General features: G+C 48.2%; 22 protein-coding genes and 1 riboswitch. Of the genes, 15 read left to right on the top strand and 7 right to left on the bottom strand.

What is annotated here, in order from left to right; all coding sequences use genetic code 11:
* Nucleotides 1–168: 168 nt before the first annotated feature.
* The 8 genes from HP399_RS26660 to motB all read left to right on the top strand — a co-directional run bounded on the left by HP399_RS26660 (nucleotide 169) and on the right by motB (nucleotide 7,213).
* Entirely contained in the window at nucleotides 169–2,187 is a 2,019-nt protein-coding gene (locus tag HP399_RS26660; RefSeq protein ID WP_173618158.1) for a hypothetical protein, read from the top strand.
* 94 nt (nucleotides 2,188–2,281) lie between these two features.
* Nucleotides 2,282–3,067, top strand: coding sequence for an ankyrin repeat domain-containing protein (locus HP399_RS26655; RefSeq protein WP_173618157.1), 786 nt, complete (start codon nucleotides 2,282–2,284; stop codon nucleotides 3,065–3,067).
* Nucleotides 3,068–3,170: 103 nt separating this feature from the next.
* Nucleotides 3,171–3,773 carry a flavin reductase family protein gene (locus HP399_RS26650; protein WP_173618156.1) on the top strand — a complete coding sequence of 201 codons (603 nt, stop codon included), beginning with the start codon at nucleotides 3,171–3,173 and terminating at the stop codon, nucleotides 3,771–3,773.
* 113 nt (nucleotides 3,774–3,886) lie between these two features.
* The gene (locus HP399_RS26645) at nucleotides 3,887–4,129 is read left to right on the top strand and encodes a helix-turn-helix domain-containing protein (protein WP_007722000.1); all 243 of its coding nucleotides are present in this window, start codon (nucleotides 3,887–3,889) and stop codon (nucleotides 4,127–4,129) included.
* Between the two features lie 4 nt (nucleotides 4,130–4,133).
* Nucleotides 4,134–4,649 (top strand): peptide deformylase, encoded by a 516-nt coding sequence (gene def, locus HP399_RS26640; RefSeq protein WP_173618155.1) that lies wholly within the window; start codon nucleotides 4,134–4,136, stop codon nucleotides 4,647–4,649.
* 123 nt (nucleotides 4,650–4,772) lie between these two features.
* Nucleotides 4,773–5,504, top strand: coding sequence for a ZIP family metal transporter (locus HP399_RS26635; protein ID WP_007722004.1), 732 nt, complete (start codon nucleotides 4,773–4,775; stop codon nucleotides 5,502–5,504).
* 91 nt (nucleotides 5,505–5,595) lie between these two features.
* Nucleotides 5,596–6,411, top strand: coding sequence for a flagellar motor stator protein MotA (motA, locus tag HP399_RS26630; protein WP_017249989.1), 816 nt, complete (start codon nucleotides 5,596–5,598; stop codon nucleotides 6,409–6,411).
* Nucleotides 6,404–7,213, top strand: coding sequence for a flagellar motor protein MotB (gene motB / locus HP399_RS26625; RefSeq protein ID WP_173618154.1), 810 nt, complete (start codon nucleotides 6,404–6,406; stop codon nucleotides 7,211–7,213). Before motA ends, motB begins: the two co-directional genes overlap by 8 nt.
* A 472-nt stretch (nucleotides 7,214–7,685) precedes the next feature.
* On the opposite strand, the gene HP399_RS26620 is transcribed toward motB, so the two are convergent.
* Nucleotides 7,686–8,066, bottom strand: a complete 381-nt coding sequence (locus tag HP399_RS26620; RefSeq protein ID WP_173618153.1) for a winged helix-turn-helix transcriptional regulator — start codon at nucleotides 8,064–8,066, stop codon at nucleotides 7,686–7,688.
* Nucleotides 8,067–8,268: 202 nt separating this feature from the next.
* On the opposite strand from HP399_RS26620, the gene HP399_RS26615 reads away from it, so the two are divergent.
* Nucleotides 8,269–9,087: an alpha/beta hydrolase family protein gene (locus tag HP399_RS26615; protein WP_173618152.1), complete on the top strand. Its 819-nt coding sequence runs from the start codon at nucleotides 8,269–8,271 to the stop codon at nucleotides 9,085–9,087.
* Nucleotides 9,088–9,113: 26 nt separating this feature from the next.
* On the opposite strand, the gene HP399_RS26610 is transcribed toward HP399_RS26615, so the two are convergent.
* Nucleotides 9,114–9,584: a low molecular weight protein-tyrosine-phosphatase gene (locus tag HP399_RS26610; RefSeq protein WP_173618151.1), complete on the bottom strand. Its 471-nt coding sequence runs from the start codon at nucleotides 9,582–9,584 to the stop codon at nucleotides 9,114–9,116.
* A gap of 142 nt (nucleotides 9,585–9,726) precedes the next feature.
* A riboswitch (guanidine-I (ykkC/yxkD leader) is annotated at nucleotides 9,727–9,830 on the top strand.
* A 143-nt stretch (nucleotides 9,831–9,973) separates the two neighbouring features.
* On the opposite strand from HP399_RS26610, the gene HP399_RS26605 reads away from it, so the two are divergent.
* The 3 genes from HP399_RS26605 to HP399_RS26595 all read left to right on the top strand — a co-directional run bounded on the left by HP399_RS26605 (nucleotide 9,974) and on the right by HP399_RS26595 (nucleotide 11,762).
* Nucleotides 9,974–10,327 (top strand): DMT family transporter, encoded by a 354-nt coding sequence (locus HP399_RS26605; protein WP_173618150.1) that lies wholly within the window; start codon nucleotides 9,974–9,976, stop codon nucleotides 10,325–10,327.
* Nucleotides 10,324–10,638, top strand: coding sequence for a DMT family transporter (locus tag HP399_RS26600; protein WP_173618149.1), 315 nt, complete (start codon nucleotides 10,324–10,326; stop codon nucleotides 10,636–10,638). The genes HP399_RS26605 and HP399_RS26600 overlap by 4 nt, the downstream gene beginning before the upstream one ends.
* A 146-nt stretch (nucleotides 10,639–10,784) precedes the next feature.
* Entirely contained in the window at nucleotides 10,785–11,762 is a 978-nt protein-coding gene (locus HP399_RS26595) for a cation diffusion facilitator family transporter (RefSeq protein ID WP_173618148.1), read from the top strand.
* A gap of 97 nt (nucleotides 11,763–11,859) precedes the next feature.
* On the opposite strand, the gene HP399_RS26590 is transcribed toward HP399_RS26595, so the two are convergent.
* From HP399_RS26590 to HP399_RS26575, 4 genes are all read right to left on the bottom strand, one after another.
* A complete protein-coding gene (locus tag HP399_RS26590) occupies nucleotides 11,860–13,197 on the bottom strand; it encodes a hemolysin family protein (protein WP_173618147.1) in 1,338 nt (445 codons plus the stop codon).
* A gap of 216 nt (nucleotides 13,198–13,413) precedes the next feature.
* On the bottom strand, nucleotides 13,414–14,526 hold the full coding sequence (locus HP399_RS26585) for a site-2 protease family protein (protein WP_173618146.1): 1,113 nt from the start codon (nucleotides 14,524–14,526) through the stop codon (nucleotides 13,414–13,416).
* Nucleotides 14,527–14,594: 68 nt separating this feature from the next.
* Complete coding sequence (locus tag HP399_RS26580) at nucleotides 14,595–14,897, bottom strand: iron-sulfur cluster biosynthesis family protein (RefSeq protein ID WP_007724750.1); 303 nt, start codon at nucleotides 14,895–14,897, stop codon at nucleotides 14,595–14,597.
* 142 nt (nucleotides 14,898–15,039) lie between these two features.
* Nucleotides 15,040–15,396, bottom strand: coding sequence for a DUF3905 domain-containing protein (locus HP399_RS26575; RefSeq protein ID WP_173618432.1), 357 nt, complete (start codon nucleotides 15,394–15,396; stop codon nucleotides 15,040–15,042).
* Nucleotides 15,397–15,522: 126 nt separating this feature from the next.
* Between HP399_RS26575 and HP399_RS26570 the strand changes: the two genes are divergently transcribed.
* Nucleotides 15,523–16,359, top strand: a complete 837-nt coding sequence (locus HP399_RS26570; RefSeq protein ID WP_173618145.1) for a glycosyltransferase family 2 protein — start codon at nucleotides 15,523–15,525, stop codon at nucleotides 16,357–16,359.
* 22 nt (nucleotides 16,360–16,381) lie between these two features.
* Here the strand turns inward: HP399_RS26570 and sspK are convergent, their stop codons facing one another.
* The gene (gene sspK, locus HP399_RS26565; RefSeq protein ID WP_007724732.1) at nucleotides 16,382–16,513 is read right to left on the bottom strand and encodes a small acid-soluble spore protein K; all 132 of its coding nucleotides are present in this window, start codon (nucleotides 16,511–16,513) and stop codon (nucleotides 16,382–16,384) included.
* Nucleotides 16,514–16,610: 97 nt separating this feature from the next.
* On the opposite strand from sspK, the gene HP399_RS26560 reads away from it, so the two are divergent.
* Complete coding sequence (locus tag HP399_RS26560) at nucleotides 16,611–16,883, top strand: DUF3886 domain-containing protein (protein ID WP_173618144.1); 273 nt, start codon at nucleotides 16,611–16,613, stop codon at nucleotides 16,881–16,883.
* Nucleotides 16,883–17,029, top strand: a complete 147-nt coding sequence (locus HP399_RS26555) for a hypothetical protein (RefSeq protein WP_007724729.1) — start codon at nucleotides 16,883–16,885, stop codon at nucleotides 17,027–17,029. Before HP399_RS26560 ends, HP399_RS26555 begins: the two co-directional genes overlap by 1 nt.
* The last annotated feature ends 25 nt before the right edge of the window (nucleotides 17,030–17,054 follow it).

The raw sequence follows: 17,054 nt of genomic DNA, 5'->3' as shown, positions 1-17,054 counted from the left end.
CCAAAGTGATTGGCGTTTTTGTTTTTTCTTCTGTCCATTGTCATTTTTTTAGAAAAAGTTAATCTTTACGAAATAGTTCATTAAGAACAGGTTTAGTAGGAGTTTATCTCTACCGACTACGATAGATTCAGAGGGTTGATCCCCCATCGTAGACAAGGAGATGATCGTATGAAGAAAACGAAAAAGCACCTCTCACTACTTATACTTGCGTCGATGCTTGGAACAGGGGTAGCGGTTCCTTTCAACGTTCTGAACATGGATACAGTCGCGAGAGCAGCCTCTCATGATAAGCAGGCCGAAAGCGAAGCTGTTGAGGTAACGAGCATCAAGTCTCTGAATTCCATTACACTAGAGATCACCTTTGCAGAGCCGCTCAGCTCAGAAGAAGTGGCACTCAACAACGCACAGAAAAACTTCGAATTTGATAACGACCTATCCATTCGAAATGTTCCACAGCTAAAAACTGGATTCAAATCTACCTACATCGTACCTACTACCCCGCAAGAGGAAGGAACGACGTATACCTTTAGCTACAAAGGCGAGGAAGTAGGCACTTTCGCAGCCAACACAGAACAAATCAATATGAGAGAGGCACGTCAAGTAGACAATGATACCATTGAGCTAGAGTCGCGCCTTAGTGACCGCGTAACAGATTACGGGAATGTAATCGAAGCGTACGCAGGCAATCGAGGCGGTCTAGACTTTGAACTAGATGAGGACAACCGTTACAAAGGAAAGGAATACCAAATCATCTCTTCCTTGCGCGGTACACAAGTAACTCTGACACCAAGAAACGGTGAGCCGATCATTGCTACTTACGTTCCGTTCACCCAGAATACGGATGGTCGTCAAGAACCGAAATTCCGTCTGCCAGAGGGAGAGCAGCTTGAGCCGGGTGTCACTTACACGGTTTCCGCTGACTGGGCTGATTTCCGTGACGCTACCTTTACGGCGAAAGAATTTGATCCACTTACCATCCAGTCTGTAGAAGCTACAAGTGAAACAACACTCGATGTCACACTGCGACGCGATCCGCGCGAAGAGATTTTTCCACTCCGCCGCATCACGTTGACAGCTCCAGATGGAACAGAGCTGGTTGCCCAATACAAATTTACGACGCGCAAAGGAGCAACGGGAACGTTTGAAATCATGAACGGCGAAGAGCTGGCTTCAAATGTCATCTATCAGGTGAGACCAGTAGGAGAATGGGCTACAGCGCGAAACGTGTCTGTTACAACGGATGCCCAACCAGATGAAAATGCAGAAGTACGTAGCATCAAGTCGCTCAATCCGATCACATTGGAAGTTACCTTCTCAGCTCCACTCGTAACAGAAGATCTGGCGCTTGCGCAAGCACAGGAAAATTTCCAATTTGATAACGGTTTGACGATTCGCAATATCCCGCAATTAAAAACAGGGACAACCGCTACCTACTTGGTTCCAACGACTCCTCAGGCTTCCGACATGACTTACACGTTGACATACAAAGACGATGAGGCAGGCACTTTTGAAACAAACAGCGATAGGCTGGACATGGTCGAAGCCCGTCAGGTAGCGTACGATACGATTGAGATCGAATCAAGCCTGCGTGCTGGCGTAACGGACTATGAAAATGTGATTGCTTCTAATGTCGGGAAACGAAATGGTCTGGATTTTGTATTGGATGAAAACAATCGCTACCGTGGAAAGAGCTATGAGATCATTTCATCTCTGAGAATGGCACAAGTGTACATCACGCCAGAGGGTGGCGAGCCAATCGCAGCGACGTACGTTCCATTTACACAAGCCACAGATGGTCGACAGGAGCCAAAATTCCGTTTGCCAGCAGGGGAGACACTGATCCCAGGTGTAGAATACACCGTTACATCTGATTGGGCCGATATTAAGGATGCCAAGTTCACTGCAAAAGCGATCAATCCGCTTACGATTCGCTCTGTAAAAGAAGTAAACGAGACTACGCTGGAGGTAAGACTCAGCACAGACCCGCGTGATGAACTGTTTGCTTTCCGCCAAATCACGCTTACAGCACCAGATGGGACAGAGCTTGTTGCCCAATACAAGGTAACAACACGCAAAGGCGCTACGGGAATCTTTGAGATCATGAACGGCGGCAAATTAGAACCAAACACCCTGTATTCCGTTACTCCTGTAGGGCAATGGGCAGGACTTACCTTCACGACAAAATAATCACGAACGAAACCTCTTAACAGGCACTCTAAGCTCGGTACGCAACCGGGCTTAGGCCTATATCTCAATAACATACCAAGGAAGAAGGTGCCAAATGTACAAACTCATTCTCACTACAATCCCATTCGGAATGCTGTTGACTGGCTGCATGGATGAACCGTCCACAACAGCTCCGGCTGTAACGACCGCCCAGCAGCAGCAACAACAACCAGCAACACCACAGCCACCACAGCAACAGTCTCAACCAGGGAAAAAACCAACTCTATCACAAGAAGAAGTGAAAGAACTGAACAAAAAACTACTCTCTGCAGCAGCCGAGGGCAAAACCGATGAAGTCAAGGCGAGCCTGGTAGCAGGGGCTGAGATAAACGCACAGGATGATCGTGGAAGAACAGCGGCGATGGCTGCTACACACGGCAACCATGTGGAAACCGTGAAGGTCCTCATTGAAGCAGGAGCTGACATCAATATTCAGGACGACCGGCAAGATAATCCGTTCTTGTATGCGGGAGCAGAAGGGTACTTAGAAATCTTGAAGCTGGTTATCGATGCAGGCCCAGATACGAAGATTTACAACCGTTTCGGAGGAACACCTTTGATTCCAGCGGGAGAACATGGGTATGTGGAAGTAGCAAAGGAGCTTCTTACCCGGACCGATGTAGACGTCAACCATGTGAACAATCCAGGCTGGACAGCACTGATGGAAGCAATCGTATTGAACGATGGAAGAAAAAAACAACAAGAGATGGTCCAACTGTTAATCGACCATGGCGCTGATGTGAACATCCCGGATAGCGAAGGAAAAACACCTCTGTATCGTGCAAAAGAACGAGGTTATCACGAGATAGTACAAATCCTGCAAAAAGCAGGAGCACGCTAAGTTGCGGAGGTAAGCATACATTCATACTTCGAGCGCGATGGAAATAATCCTCGACTAGAATAAGTCATAGCAAGAGTGATTCTAGTCAAAGGAGGCTATGTTCATGACTAGCCATACGACCATCCAGCCGAAGATTTTGTATTACGGAACTCCCGTCGTCCTGTTGACGACTGAAAATGAAGATGGAACAACGAATATCAGTCCCATTTCATCGTCATGGGCGTTAGGAAATTATGTCATTCTAGGACTCGGGTTTGGCTCGCATGGATTGGAAAATTTGCGTCAGCGGCCGGAGTGTGTCATCAATTTGCCGGATGCCTCCATGTGGCAGCAAGTAGAAGCATTGGCTCCGCTAACAGGCAGCAATCCCGTACCCGCCTATAAAAAAGAACTGGGCTTCCGTTATGAAGCGGATAAGTTTCAGGCAGCCAAGCTGACTCCTGTTGACTCTGATAGCGTTCGTCCAAAGCGAGTGGGAGAATGCCCTCTTCAACTCGAAGCTGTCGTCCGCACAATCCGTTTTCCGGAATATGCCGACATGTTTGCGATTGTGGAGACAGAAGTGCGTCACGTCCATGCAGACAAACAGATTGTCCAAAGTGCTCAACACGTGAATCCACAAGCATGGAATCCGCTGATTTACAACTTCCGCCATTATTTTGGTCTAAGTGATCAGTTGGGAAAAACATATCGATCAGAAACGTAGAACGTCAAAAACGCCAATTATTTGGCGTTTTTTTATTTCTGTATGCAAAATATGGTATATTAGGTGTTGCCTAATAAAATTAGTTGATGCCGAAATTTTTGAGGGGTGAAAAGATGCTTGTCTGGATGTTGCGAAAAGTAATGGCAGAAAGAGGAGTTTGGACGGGAGCCGCTTTAGCAAGGCTGTTGAAAGAGAAAGCAAATTACAGTCTGTCTCCAGCCTCCATCAGTGCTTTACTAACCAGTCAACCCAAACAAATGAAAGCCGAGACACTTGATGCACTCTGTACAGCTCTGGAGTGTACACCAAATGACTTGTGGGCATATACACCGCCTAATAGAGTGAAGGGAGCATAAAAAGATGGCAGTGAAACAGATTTTGCCTTTTGGAGACCCAATCTTGCGCAAAGTAGCCAAGCCAGTGGATGAGCTGAATGCGAAAACGTTCAAGCTACTGGATGAGATGGCTGAAACCTTATATGCCACGGACGGCCGTGCTGGCCTTGCCGCACCTCAAGTAGGCATTCTTCGCAGAGTGATTGTCATGGATTGTGGAGATGGATTAATTGAGCTCATTAATCCGGAAATCATAGAAAAGAGTGGCGAACAAATCGGGATGGAAGCTTGCTTATCTTTTCTGGGTTACTATGGCAATGTAAAGAGAGCCGAGCATGTAAAGGTAAAGACGTTGAACAGACAAGGTGAGGAAATGATCCTTTCGGGAGACGGATTCCTAGCTGTTTGTATGCAGCATGAAATCGACCATTTAGACGGAATTTTATTTGTGGATCATGTTCAGGAAAAGTGGCTGTATCATGAAAAAACAAGACAAAAAATCGATTTGCTGGATGTGATCCGTTTAACAAAAAAGGCCTAACAAAAAGGCGTACCGTTTCGATTCGGGAAATATGATAGTAGAAGGCCGTTTGTTCCGTATATCTTTACTGTGAACCTAGATGGTATCATCTGAAGAGCGGCATTATTACGTGGAGGAACACACATGGAACAACTACTGATAGGTAGCTTTCTTTCTGCCATGGCTACTGGAGTGGGCGCCTTGCCTATCCTTTTTTTTAAGTCGGTATCACATCGATGGCGGGATATATTGCTGGCGTTTACGGCTGGAATTATGGTGGCTGCCTCGACATTCAGTCTGATCCCACAGGCACTTCATAGCGCGCCATTTATTATCGTTTGTTTGGGAGTGCTTACCGGAACATTGATGCTTACGGTGTTGGAAAGCATCGTCCCGCATATCGATCTGGAGCATACGAGAATCAACATTTCGATGGATTCGCAATCGCTGCTGATTTTGTCCGCGATTACCTTGCACAATATTCCAGAGGGCTTATCCGTTGGCGTGAGCTATTCGAGTGAACAATCCGGCTTGGGTGGCCTGATTTCTTTTGCAATCGGTCTGCAAAATGCACCAGAAGGCTTCCTGGTCGCTCTCTTCCTGATTAATCAAAGGGTCAGTCGTCTCAAGGCGTTTATTTTGGCTACGATGACTGGAGCAGTCGAAATCGTCTCTGGAATCTGTGGCTATTACCTGACCTCTGTGGTTCAAGGGCTGGTGCCATATGGGCTTTCCTTTGCCGCAGGCGCGATGTTGTTTATCGTTTACAAGGAGCTCATCCCCGAAAGCCATGGAGATGGTCATGCTCGATCTGCGACTTTTTCGTTCATTCTAGGACTTTTGGTCATGATTGGACTAGTTCAGTCGTTTGGATGAGCGGTTTTTTTCAAAAAGCCTCACAAGTGAGAGCAAAAATTCCGAAACCATATATAGATAGATTTCGATTATGGAAGTAGGGAGTGTCACGATGGAAAAGTCTACCTTGATAGGTATAGTTTTGGGTATTATTGCAGTAGTGGTCGGGATGATCTTGAAGCATGCGAGTCCGATGGCATTACTGAATCCAGCAGCATTTATGATCATCATCGTAGGTACTGTTGCTGCTATCTGTAACGCATTTCCTATGTCGGAAATCAAACGTATTCCTGCTCTTTTCAAGATAATATTTAAAGAAGAAAAGCTCCCTGAAAAAAAAGAATTGATCGGTCAGTTTATGAACTGGGCTTCCATCGCTCGTCGCGAAGGATTGCTTGCACTGGAAAACACTTCTGATGAGATTGAAGATCCATTTCTGCGTAACGGCATGAAGATGATCATTGATGGTGGGGAACCGGATTTTGTTCGCGATGTTCTGAATGAAGAAATTCACGCCATTGAAGAGCGCCATCAGGCAGGGGCACTCGTCTTTAGCCAAGCGGGAAGCTACGCTCCGACTCTCGGGGTATTGGGTGCGGTTGTCGGTCTGATTGCCGCCTTGGGTAACTTGAGTGACATCGATGCATTGGGTATATCGATTGCGGCGGCGTTCGTAGCTACCTTGCTCGGTATTTTCACGGGTTACGTATTATGGCACCCGTTCGCGACCAAGCTCAAACGGAAATCAAAGGCAGAAATCGAAATCAAAAAAATCATGGTCGAAGGATTGCTTTCCATTCAAGCGGGTGTATCCCCGACTGCAATTGAACAAAAGCTGCTGGTTTACATTCCATACCAAGAGCGTGCAGAGATGAAAGAAGAAATGAAGGAAGAGAAGAGGGAGGAAGGAGCTGCGGTAAATGGCTAAGCGACCAAAGAGACATGCTCATCATGAAGAGCATATGGACGAGTCTTGGCTAATTCCATACGCGGACTTGCTCACCCTTCTGCTCGCTTTGTTTATCGTGTTGTTCGCCTCTAGCGAGATGGATGCGAAGAAGTTCGACCAAATGGTTCGGTCCTTCAACGTTGCAATCAACGGCGGTGTGGGAGTCATGAACTACCCAAGCCCGGTACCGCTAGACCCAGAACTTCAGCAACAAACCTTGCACAAAGGCGCGCAGGAAGCAGAAAAACAGAAGACAGAAGAAGAAAAGCGTCTGGAAGAAGCGGTCCGCAAAGAAACAGAGGACTTGAAAAAGCTGCAGACAAAGCTGGACGGATACATTCAGCAAAACAAGCTACAGGACAAGCTCCAGACCAAGCTGACCGATGAAGGACTGCTGATCACCATTTTGGACAATGCGCTGTTTGACTCCGGTAAAGCTGATCTGAAACCGGAAGCGAGAAAGCTTGCGTCTGAAATGGCAGCGATGCTGGTGCCTCACCCGAAAAAAGTGACCGTAACTGGTCATACGGACAATGTGCCGATTCGCCGTGCAGAGTTCCCGTCCAACTGGGATCTCAGTGCCAAACGTTCGGTTAACTTCTTGAAGGTGCTTCTGGAAAACAAGAACCTAGACCCGACGAAATTCAGCGCGACAGGCTTGGGAGAATACCATCCGGTAGCGCCGAATACGACGGCAGAAGGCAGAGCGAAAAACAGACGGGTAGAGGTAGCAATCCTGCGTGATCTGGCTTCTCCTCCGAAAAATAGTGTGAATCCGTAAAAACAAAAAGGATAGCTTCTTCGGGAGGCTATCCTTTTTTTGTTTTTGTTTATAGTAGCTGTAGTGGAAGGGGAAGAAGCCCATTTCCAGTCTACGCTTCGGCCTACGCCCTACTGCGGGATGGAACTGTCCGCTCCGAAATAAATGTCGGGAGCGCTTCAAAAGTAGAGTTTCGAGGATGTATTCGCAGAGGTTGAAGCTGAAAACCCCCGCCATTTATTTCGGAGCTAAGTAGGGCTCCAGAGGCGCTAGGACTGGAAATGTGCTTCTTCCCACGCGGCTTTTATTTACATCTTTGAAAGCAGCATTCATGTGGTCTATTTCTTCTTAATAAAAAGAAGGTGGAATCTCGAATAGTTCGCAGAGGAAACAGGAGAAAACAGCGAAGATCTTTGGACACACCTACCAAGGCTCCCGCGCAGGTGTTCCAAGAATCTGAGCGTTTTCTCCTGTTTCCTCCCCACCACAACAGCTACACAGACGACTCCCCCAATTCCAGCTTCAACTGCCCCATCCGCATTTCGCCCCACTCATACATCATTTCCACAATAGGCAACAGAGTCATCCCCAGCTCCGTCATGGAATACTCCACGCGCGGGGGAACCTCCGGGTATACTTCCCGGTGAACAATCCCGTCTTCGATTAGTTCTTTTAACTGATTCGTCAGCATTTTATGTGTGATTTTTGGAAACAGCCGTTGCAGCTCGCTAAAGCGATGCGGGCCTTCTACTCCTAAATGCCACAGGATCACGACTTTCCATTTTCCGCTAAACATAGACAAGGTCAGCTCCTTGGAACAGTTGAAATCACCGTTTTTTATTTTTTCCAAGGTTTCTTTCCGCAAGTCGGACATAGTTTTCTCCTCACAATCCTATCTTCGGTGCAACAGCTTCAGCGATGCAAGCATTCTTATGTTGCGCCTCGTTCCCTCCATCATAAACGGTGCGGGATGATTTTTCATTGAGTTTTCTGGTTCATCTTGACAGCGTTCATGAAAATGAAGATAATAAGAATAATAACTAAGTAAACAACTCGGAATACTAAAAATAAAAGAGGTGAGTTCTTTGGAACGGATTTTGCAAATACCTAGCGACACGATTTCGTTGACGGCTACCCTGCATGAACCTACATGCACAACAGGCAAGACCAGAGTGAAATACCCATTGGTTGTCATTTGCCACGGCTTTATCGGCAGTCGAGTTGGAGTGAATCGCTTGTTTGTAAAAGCTGCCAGAGAATTGGCTTCACACGGTTTTGGCGTGTTGCGCTTCGATTACGGAGGCTGCGGGGAAAGTGACGGTGATTATGGTGCAGGTGGTTTGGATGTCCTGCTTACGCAAACACGTGATGTTCTCGACCATGTTTTCACGCATGAACAGGTAGACCAGGAGCGTGTGTGCCTGCTAGGACATAGTTTGGGTGGAGCTGTCAGTATACTGACAGCGAGCCAGGATAAACGAATACACTCGCTCATCCTATGGGCACCGGTAGCACGACCCTTCGATGATATCGTTCGGATCGTGGGGGAGAAGGAATACAAGGAAGCACTTTCATACGGCAAAACGGATCATTTGGGTTATGGTTTGGAGAAGCGCTTTTTCCAGTCGCTGGGTACCGCTCTTCCGCTGCGTCAAGCCAAGCAGTTTGAGGGAGATGTGTTAATCCTGCATGGCAATCGGGATGACGTCATTGCGGTGGATGCCATGTTCCATTATGAGCGAGAGCTGCATCTGCGTAGACGGGGGAGCTGCGAAACAGAAGTAGTAGTAGGGGGAGATCATACCTTTTCCTCGTCGGACAGCTACAAACGCTTGATTGCGAGTACGAAGAGCTGGTTGAATCGACTGCTTGAGAAGGAGACGGTTGCCGTATAAGAAAAAGGGATGGCCCTGATGACGGGCTATCCCTTTTTTGCGATATTGGCTTTGATTTCGTTCAGCAGCCCGCGGCAACCCGCATTCACCAGGTCATACACATAGGTGAATCGCCCCGTATAATAAGGGTCCTCCACATTTTGTTCCTGGGCAGAATCGGCAAAGTCGAGCAGGCGGTACACCTGTTTCCCTGACGGCGCCATTTGCTTAAGTGCAGACAAATTTTCCTCATCCATGCAGACGATATAGTCGTACTCCGAGAAGTCCTGTGTGACAATTTGGCGAGCACGCAGTGTGTCATGTGCGATCCCATTCTCGTTCAATACCTTTTGTGTACCTTTGTGTGGAGGTTCACCTGCGTGCCAGCCACCGATCCCTGCTGAATCGATGGAGATATCCCCTGCCATTCCCTCCGCCTCTACGAGATGGCGAAATACGGCTTCGGCCATGGGCGAGCGACAAATATTGCCCAGACAAACGAACAACACTTTCGTCATACGTACGTTCCTCTCTTCCTTTGTATCATGCTTCTCTTTGTAGAATACCATGGTCCTTTGCCGAAGTGTCGCACGTTCATTGCCAAACACAGCGTTTTTTGATATGATAAGGACAGTTACCCCAAGAAAAGAACTGCATATGTACTGAGTTTTCTAGGGTTCCGCGGTTAGTCATCTGGCCGGTCAGGACCGAGAGAAAACCCACGACCACGGTCGTGTACACGGAGGGATAAAAGCCCGGGAGGAATATCTGTGATGGTATTCACCCGAGGCTTTTTTTGCATTCGGAAAAAGCCTGAGCCATCTTAGATGAGTATGTATTTTGGGGAACGATAAAAACGGATACGTCCGTTGCTATGAGCGTAAAAGAAAGAGGAGGGAGCCAGAACATGGGGAAGTATTGGTTGATGGTTGTCGTAGCAGCAGTATTTGAAGTCATGTGGGTAGCGGGCTTGAAGCACGCCGACAGCTTTTGGTCGTGGGCATTGACTGTCTTAGCGATTATTATCAGCTTTGGTGTTTTGATCTATTCAGGGAAAAAGCTGCCGACGAGTACGGTTTATGCGATCTTCGTCGGTTTGGGTACGGCTGGTACCGTTATTAGCGAAATGGTCCTGTTTGGAGAACCGTTCAGCTGGGCGAAAGTGGGCTTGATTGCGCTTCTTCTGGGGGGAATCCTTGGGTTGAAGCTGGTCACACCGGATCATGAAGAGAAGCCGAAGAGGGAGGGTGAAGTGGCATGACATGGTTATCCTTAATTTTTGCAGGGTTGTTTGAGGTCGTCGGCGTGATGGGGATTACACAGGTCAACCAAAAGCCTTCGTTCCGCTCCTTTGCGGTACTGATCGGTGGTTTTTCCCTCAGCTTCTTCCTCCTGTCCTTCGCCATGAGAGAAATCCCAATGGGAACGGCCTATGCGGTTTGGACAGGGATTGGTACGGTAGGTAGCGCTCTTGTCGGGATGATGTTTTATGGAGAAGCAAAAGACAAGCTGCGGATCTTGTGCATCGCCGTGGTGATTATAGCAGTAGCAGGATTGAAAGTAGTAGCATAAGGTAGCGGTAATAAGGAAAGGCAGATATTCCACTTCGGATGTCTGCCTTTTCTTTGTGTATATGTTCCATTTCGCATAAGGAACACTCCTTGCGAATAGGGAATAGTAAAGAAAATCGTCTCGTTCAAGGAGGGAATGGCAGCACCATGAGCTCTTTCTGGGCAACGCTAAAAAAGGGAAATACGTCCTCGGCGACAGCGGCATTGGGGAACACTGGGCTTGCTATCGCAAAAGGTTTTGCGGCTGTCTATAGTGGGAGTGGAGCCATGTTTGCGTCGGCGATGCATTCGGTAGCCGATGCGGTCAACCAGTTCTTCGTTTTCTTTGGCAGCGTACTCGCAGAGAAAAAACCGACATCGAGGTTCCCTACAGGCTTTGGTCGTGTCATTAACATTTTCTGTATGGTCGCGGTGATCGTCGTAACCATCATGGCCTACGAAACCATTATCAAAGGCGTCCACCTTATTTCCGAACCCGTAGAATCCAGCCATTTTTGGTTGAATTTCATCATTTTGTCTCTAGCGGTCATCGTGGATGGGTATGTGCTGGTAAAAGTGATGTTCGAAATCGTTCATGAAGCTCGAGTGGAAGCGAAGGGCTTTGCTGTCATCCCTGCAGCCTTTCGGAATGTAGGACGTGCGGCTCCACCGACACGACTTGTCTTTTACGAAGACATCGTGGCAACGCTCGGTGCGTTATTGGCGCTGATTGCGGTTATCGTCACTACGTTTACTTCCTTTGCCTTGCTGGACGGGATTGCCACCATTCTGATCGGGATTCTCATGGTGGGTGTGGCATTCAAGGTAGGGTACGACAACATGGTTGGTTTAATTGGTATCGCAGCTCCCAAAGAAATCGAGGATCGGGTAGCCAAAGTCATTTTTACTGACCCGGATGTGACGGACATCAACCGGATGCGGATTGTACAGGAAGGGCGTTTTTACCATGTGGAAAGCTACGTAGAGTTGCGGACAGGACTGAGTCTTGCTGTGGCAGACGATATTAAATACCGCATTCGCGACAGCTTGCTCACCGACGCGGATATTAGCGATGTGACGATGGGAATTTTGGAGGACAACGGCGTAGACGACTGGAAGCAGCTCACGGGCCAGGGAACCACGTAGACGAACGAGATTGAAGAAACTCACCTGCGAAATAGAAAAGCCCCGCACCAGCCATGTAAGCAGGTGTGGGGCTTTGGTTTGTACTGAGGTGTGATGATTAGGAGACGGTCAACAGTTCTTGTTGCTCCGATTCATCATTTTCCAAACGCGTAATCATGACGCGTGTGACACGGTGATGATCCATCTGCTTGACGGTGAACAGGTAGTTTTCCCATTCTACTGTCGCACCAACAGCGATGTCTTCTTCGAGCTGGCTGTACAACCAACCACCGATTGTGTCTACATCTTCGGATTCGAGTTCGAACGGAAGATGGTCATTCAGGTCAGCCAACACGAGCATACCGGATACGGAGAGGCCATTGTCCAGCTTCTCAATCTCTGGTCTTTCCTCGTCAAACTCGTCTTGGATATCCCCAACGATTTCTTCCAGAATATCCTCCATCGTCACGAGACCGGCTGTTCCGCCGTACTCGTCGATAACAATCGCAAGCTGCGAACGGTTTTTCTGCATCAGGCGCAATACCGTACTGATTTCCATGGTTTCCGGTACGGTCAGGACAGGGCGGACCAACGAATCTAGCTCCACGCTTCCATCTTGCAAGGCAGAAAGGTAGAAGTCTGTCGCATGGACAAAACCGATGATGTTGTCCTTGTCCTCAGCTGCAACCGGAAAACGCGTGTGGCGCTGCGAGCGGATAATCTCCAGGTTTTCTTCAAAGGTATTCGTCGTATATAAGCAAACCATATCAATGCGCGGGATCATCGTTTCCCGAGCAACGGTTTCGGAGAAGTCAAAAACTTGTTCCACAAGAGCCAATTCGGTTTGGTCGATATGGCCACTTTGGTGACTTTGGTTGACCAGAAGACGAATTTCTTCTTCTGTATGCGCTGCTTCATGTTCTGAGATGGCTTCGAGTCCAAGTCGTCTCATGAGAGCGTTGGCTGTTCCGTTCAAGAACCAGATAGCCGGGTAAAGCAATTTATAGAAAAACATCAATGGCGCGGCAACCCACAACGAGGTCATTTCTGCTTTTTGAATGGCCAATGATTTCGGAGCCAACTCACCCAAGACAATGTGGAGGAACGTAATAATCGCAAAGGCTACACCAAAAGAAATCGCGGAGATCGCATACTCAGGCAATCCTGAAGATCCAAGCAAAGGCTCCACAATCATATGGGCAATGGCCGGTTCCCCGACCCAACCCAGTCCCAGCGAGGCGAGAGTAATCCCGACCTGGCAGGCAGATAGGTAGGCGTCTAGCTTATGCGTTACTTTTTGGGCATAGACTGCGCGTCTGTTACCTTCATTCACCATCTGTGTCAGGCGCGTTTGCCGCACCTTCACGAGTGAGAACTCTGCGGCTACGAAAAAGCCGTTGAGAAAAACAAGAAATATAACAAGCAGTAGGTTGAGCACTATCGGGACGGTGTCCAAGTAAAAAGTCATCCTCTCTGGAATTTTATGAATGTACTATTTTCTATTTTACTCTGATTGGGTGGAACGCACAAAAGCGATATACCACCGTAGGGGGCGTTTCTGCCCTTTTGGTCGGGAAGAGCGACTCTCAGATAACCGTAGCGCACGTTTTTGCGCTCGGAGAAGGCCGCAGATAGGCATCCGTTTCTGTCAAGCAACGCAAAGTGCAAGCGGTTACCTGTGCAGAATTTGTTGGGCGTAGACAAAAAACGCTGATAGTACAGCAGCTAGACCGAGATAGGCAACTAACACTTTCCACTTCGTAGAGGCAGGTGCATCGTAGTACGTAGTGAGCTGGTGCGTTTGCTCATCCAGTTCGGCTACTCTCTCTTGCGCCGCACGTTCCCCATCACGAAGCGCATCTGATGGGATCGGTCGGTTCGGGTCCGAATCGTAATACAAAACGGGCTCTCGTTCCCACAGTCTGAACAGTTCCCATTTTCTGTTCAGATACACTTTATCGAGTCGCTTAAAGTCACGCTGAAGGCGTTGTTTGTCCTGTAAAAATGGCAAGTAAAATTTCTTCAAATCTTCCTGATTGATCGCATTTACCTCGGCATTCATTTGCGTGCGAATATCCCATGTCGATTCCAATGTGGGCCATTTTGCTATGCTTTGCTGAAAGTCTGCAATCCTTTCGCGCTCGTATTGCAGGAGCTTTTGTTGATAGCTGCCACGTAGGCGGTTGTACCATGTAATCAATCCGATGATGAAAATGAACACAGTAATCGGTCCTGGGTTGGCGAACAGCATAACACCCAGCCCGACTAACCCGATAAACCAAATTTTCGTCGACAATACCGAAACGATGCGGCCGCCATCCAGCGGGGAGATGGGCAGCAGGTTAAATAAATTGAGCATAGCACCCAAGTAGATAACCAACCCCCAAAAAGGGTCCTGCGTATACCAATACAGCGGGAGGGCAGGCAAGAAAGCAATCATCCCGGCCAAGGGCCCGCCGTAGGCTAAGTACGCCTCGGTTTTTGCATCACGCGGCATGTCTTTCATGGCGATGAAGGCTCCGGCAAAAGGAATAAAGACAGCAGGTGAAGTCGCGATTCCTTTTCGTTTGGCTGCGATCACATGGCCCATTTCGTGGACGAAGATCAGATAGACGAGAGCCACGGCGAATTTCCATCCATAGAAAACGGCATACGCCCACAAGGTAATCCCCATGGATATAATGGTAGTCCCGAATTTCGAAAACTTCAGTATGCTAAGTATCCATTTTAAATTGGCAAGTAAGAAAGCACCGATCGTCAAAAGGACTGAACGGCTTTTTTTCATCGTTTTTCCTCCCAGAAGATATAGGCAGATATTCCTTCTTACGAATCAAGCCAAGAGAAGTTTCTGTTCTAGTTGCCATCCAGACGAGGATTGGTGAAGTGAAAGCCATACTCGCCATAGAGCGGATTGTAGCTCAGATGTCCCCCGTCGAAATACCAGAAATCAGTTGGACGAATGACAAATCGCAACCCCTCTACTTCAAACACAGCATCGTCGGTGAGGGCCTCATCTTTTTCAATCGCATAAAACATACCACCGGTCCCGGGGCCGCTTGTTCGTACATACAATCGAAGTGTATCCCCCGGTACAAAGCCGGCATAACGTTGATAGGCAAGGGAAAACGCTGGCTCTATCGCAAGTGTGATACTCATGGACTAGCTCCTTTCTGCTACTTGTCTTCCATTGTAACACAAGTCAGAGTAGTGTCCCGAAGCTCTAGGTGCAAGCGCAATCCGAAAATACCCGTCCGGTCAGAAGTGTCTCTGCCGAACGGGCTGCATGAAAAAGCTGGCATTAGTCCTTGCCTTTGCTCACATCAAAAGTCGGGTGCATAAAACGCGCTCCATCTTGTTCTTCTTGATCCTCGAGGAGCTCACGGTTTTCTATCGAGTTCCAGCCAATGTCATTGGTCGGATGTACCCACTGGTCCCCTGCCATGATGGAGGGATCGGTTTCTGTACTCCAGGTGTTTAAGGGAGATTCCTTGGACTCGTACAAGCTGTCACCGATGACGACTCCGAACTCATTGACGAATGGCTTTTGAATCGTACGGGACGAGCTTTTGAAGTCAGGAGCACTGATTTGATGCGGCAGCGTCCCATCGAGGGAAATATCCTTCGTCTTGTCGTTCTTTTGCTTATCGTTATCCATCATCTGGACCTCCTTTTATCCCATAGCATGCATCAGTCACTGACCCCTTATTCGGTTTCGGATGGGAGCTCGCGCCCAGCCCAAATGAGACCCAGCCGCATATGCTAAAAAAAGGGGGAAGATCGGATGCTAACGAGTGTGATCATTCCCGTCAGAGATGCAGCTCATCAGCTATTGTATACCTTGTTTAGCCTGAACTTGCAGTTTGCCGATTTTGAAAAATATGAAGTGATCGTGCTGGATAACGGTTCCACGGATGGGTTGGCAGAAAAGCTGGCTGGCTTTCCCGCTCATTATTCTTTGCAAGTGGTGCGTTTTCGCAGACGTGTATCGCTCTCCCGCCTGTTTAACACGGGAATCCAGCAGGCGAAAGGTGAACTGCTCGTATTTGTAGCGTGTAATATGATGGTTCCCCGCGAGTTTATCGGCGTACATCAGCAGGCGCACGAGCGGGTACAGGATATGATTTTGCTGGGGCTGGGTACGAGGAGGATTTACTCCGTGTACGAACCCCAGTTTAGCGCCAGTCAGCATACCGAATGTCAAAAATGGCTGGAACAAAATCCTCATATAAAGCGACCGCATACGTTGGTCAAAACGATATCGTTACTGGAAGAAAATCAAATGGCAAACGGACAGTTCACACCTATTGGCTTGCCCTGTCCCGTCTCCCAGAAGCGGATGAGCATCAGGGGAAAATACGGGGTAAAGCTCGAGCGATACCGTTCGCCCTGGACGATGTTTTCCACGCAGCATGTTTCCCTGCTGCGTGAGGATGCCAGAAGGGCAGGAGCTTTTCGAGTGTTGCCGCGGATCGAAATGGAGCGGGACTTTGCTAAACGATTGTTAAAAATCGGCTGTTCATTCCAATTTGACGAGAAGCTCACCTTGCTGAAGCAGGAACGCGCTATTCGAAAAGTAAGCCATAAAAACTCGCCACCCAGTAAAAATCGCCGAGCATAATGGCTGCCCGGCGGTTTTTTTGTTAGCGGTTTTCTTTTAGCCTTTCTTGTGGTTCACTATTAATGGAGCCGTCAGAACGGACAGCCTCAGATTGGGCTTTGGGCCCTCGGATTTCAGCGGTTTTTCCAAAATCTTTTTCTTTGTTGCGAACCATGTGAAGTCCTCCTCTTTGTGAAAGATGAAGATAGTATGACCCGGATGGGGCCAGAGAATGAGGACAGAATGAGGATAGGGAAAGGGTGGCAATTCAAATGGCGAAAAAACAACGAAAACCACAACATCAAGCAGCGACAACAACTATGACAGACGCGAAAAGCGGATTGAACAGTTTGAAGGATATGCTGAATGCAGATGCGCTCGGGGCACTCAAGCAGCTTGAAAAAGACATGAAGACAGAAGGCGAGCGCAAAGAGAAGGAAGCAGCCGAACAAAAGCGCCGGGAACAGGAAGAACGCGAGCGCAACAAGAGCTTTGGTGAGCTTTTGGACGATTACGAGAAAAAAGGCGGAGGCAAGTACAGCTAATGCGAGATGGACGGCAAACGGACCGACCGGATACTTCCAAAAACGGTTTGATGAAAAAGCGGCAACAAGATATCAAGGACGAGTCCATCAAGGAACGGGGCCGGATGGTCCTCGGCCGATTGGGCAAAAAGGACCCGAAGAAGTGATTTTTTACCTCTCATCCCCATATAG

It is taken from the genome of Brevibacillus sp. DP1.3A, from assembly GCF_013284245.2.
In the GTDB taxonomy this organism is placed as follows: domain Bacteria; phylum Bacillota; class Bacilli; order Brevibacillales; family Brevibacillaceae; genus Brevibacillus.
Note: the sequence above shows the minus strand (reverse complement) of the source record. Positions and strands in the feature narration are given on the sequence as shown.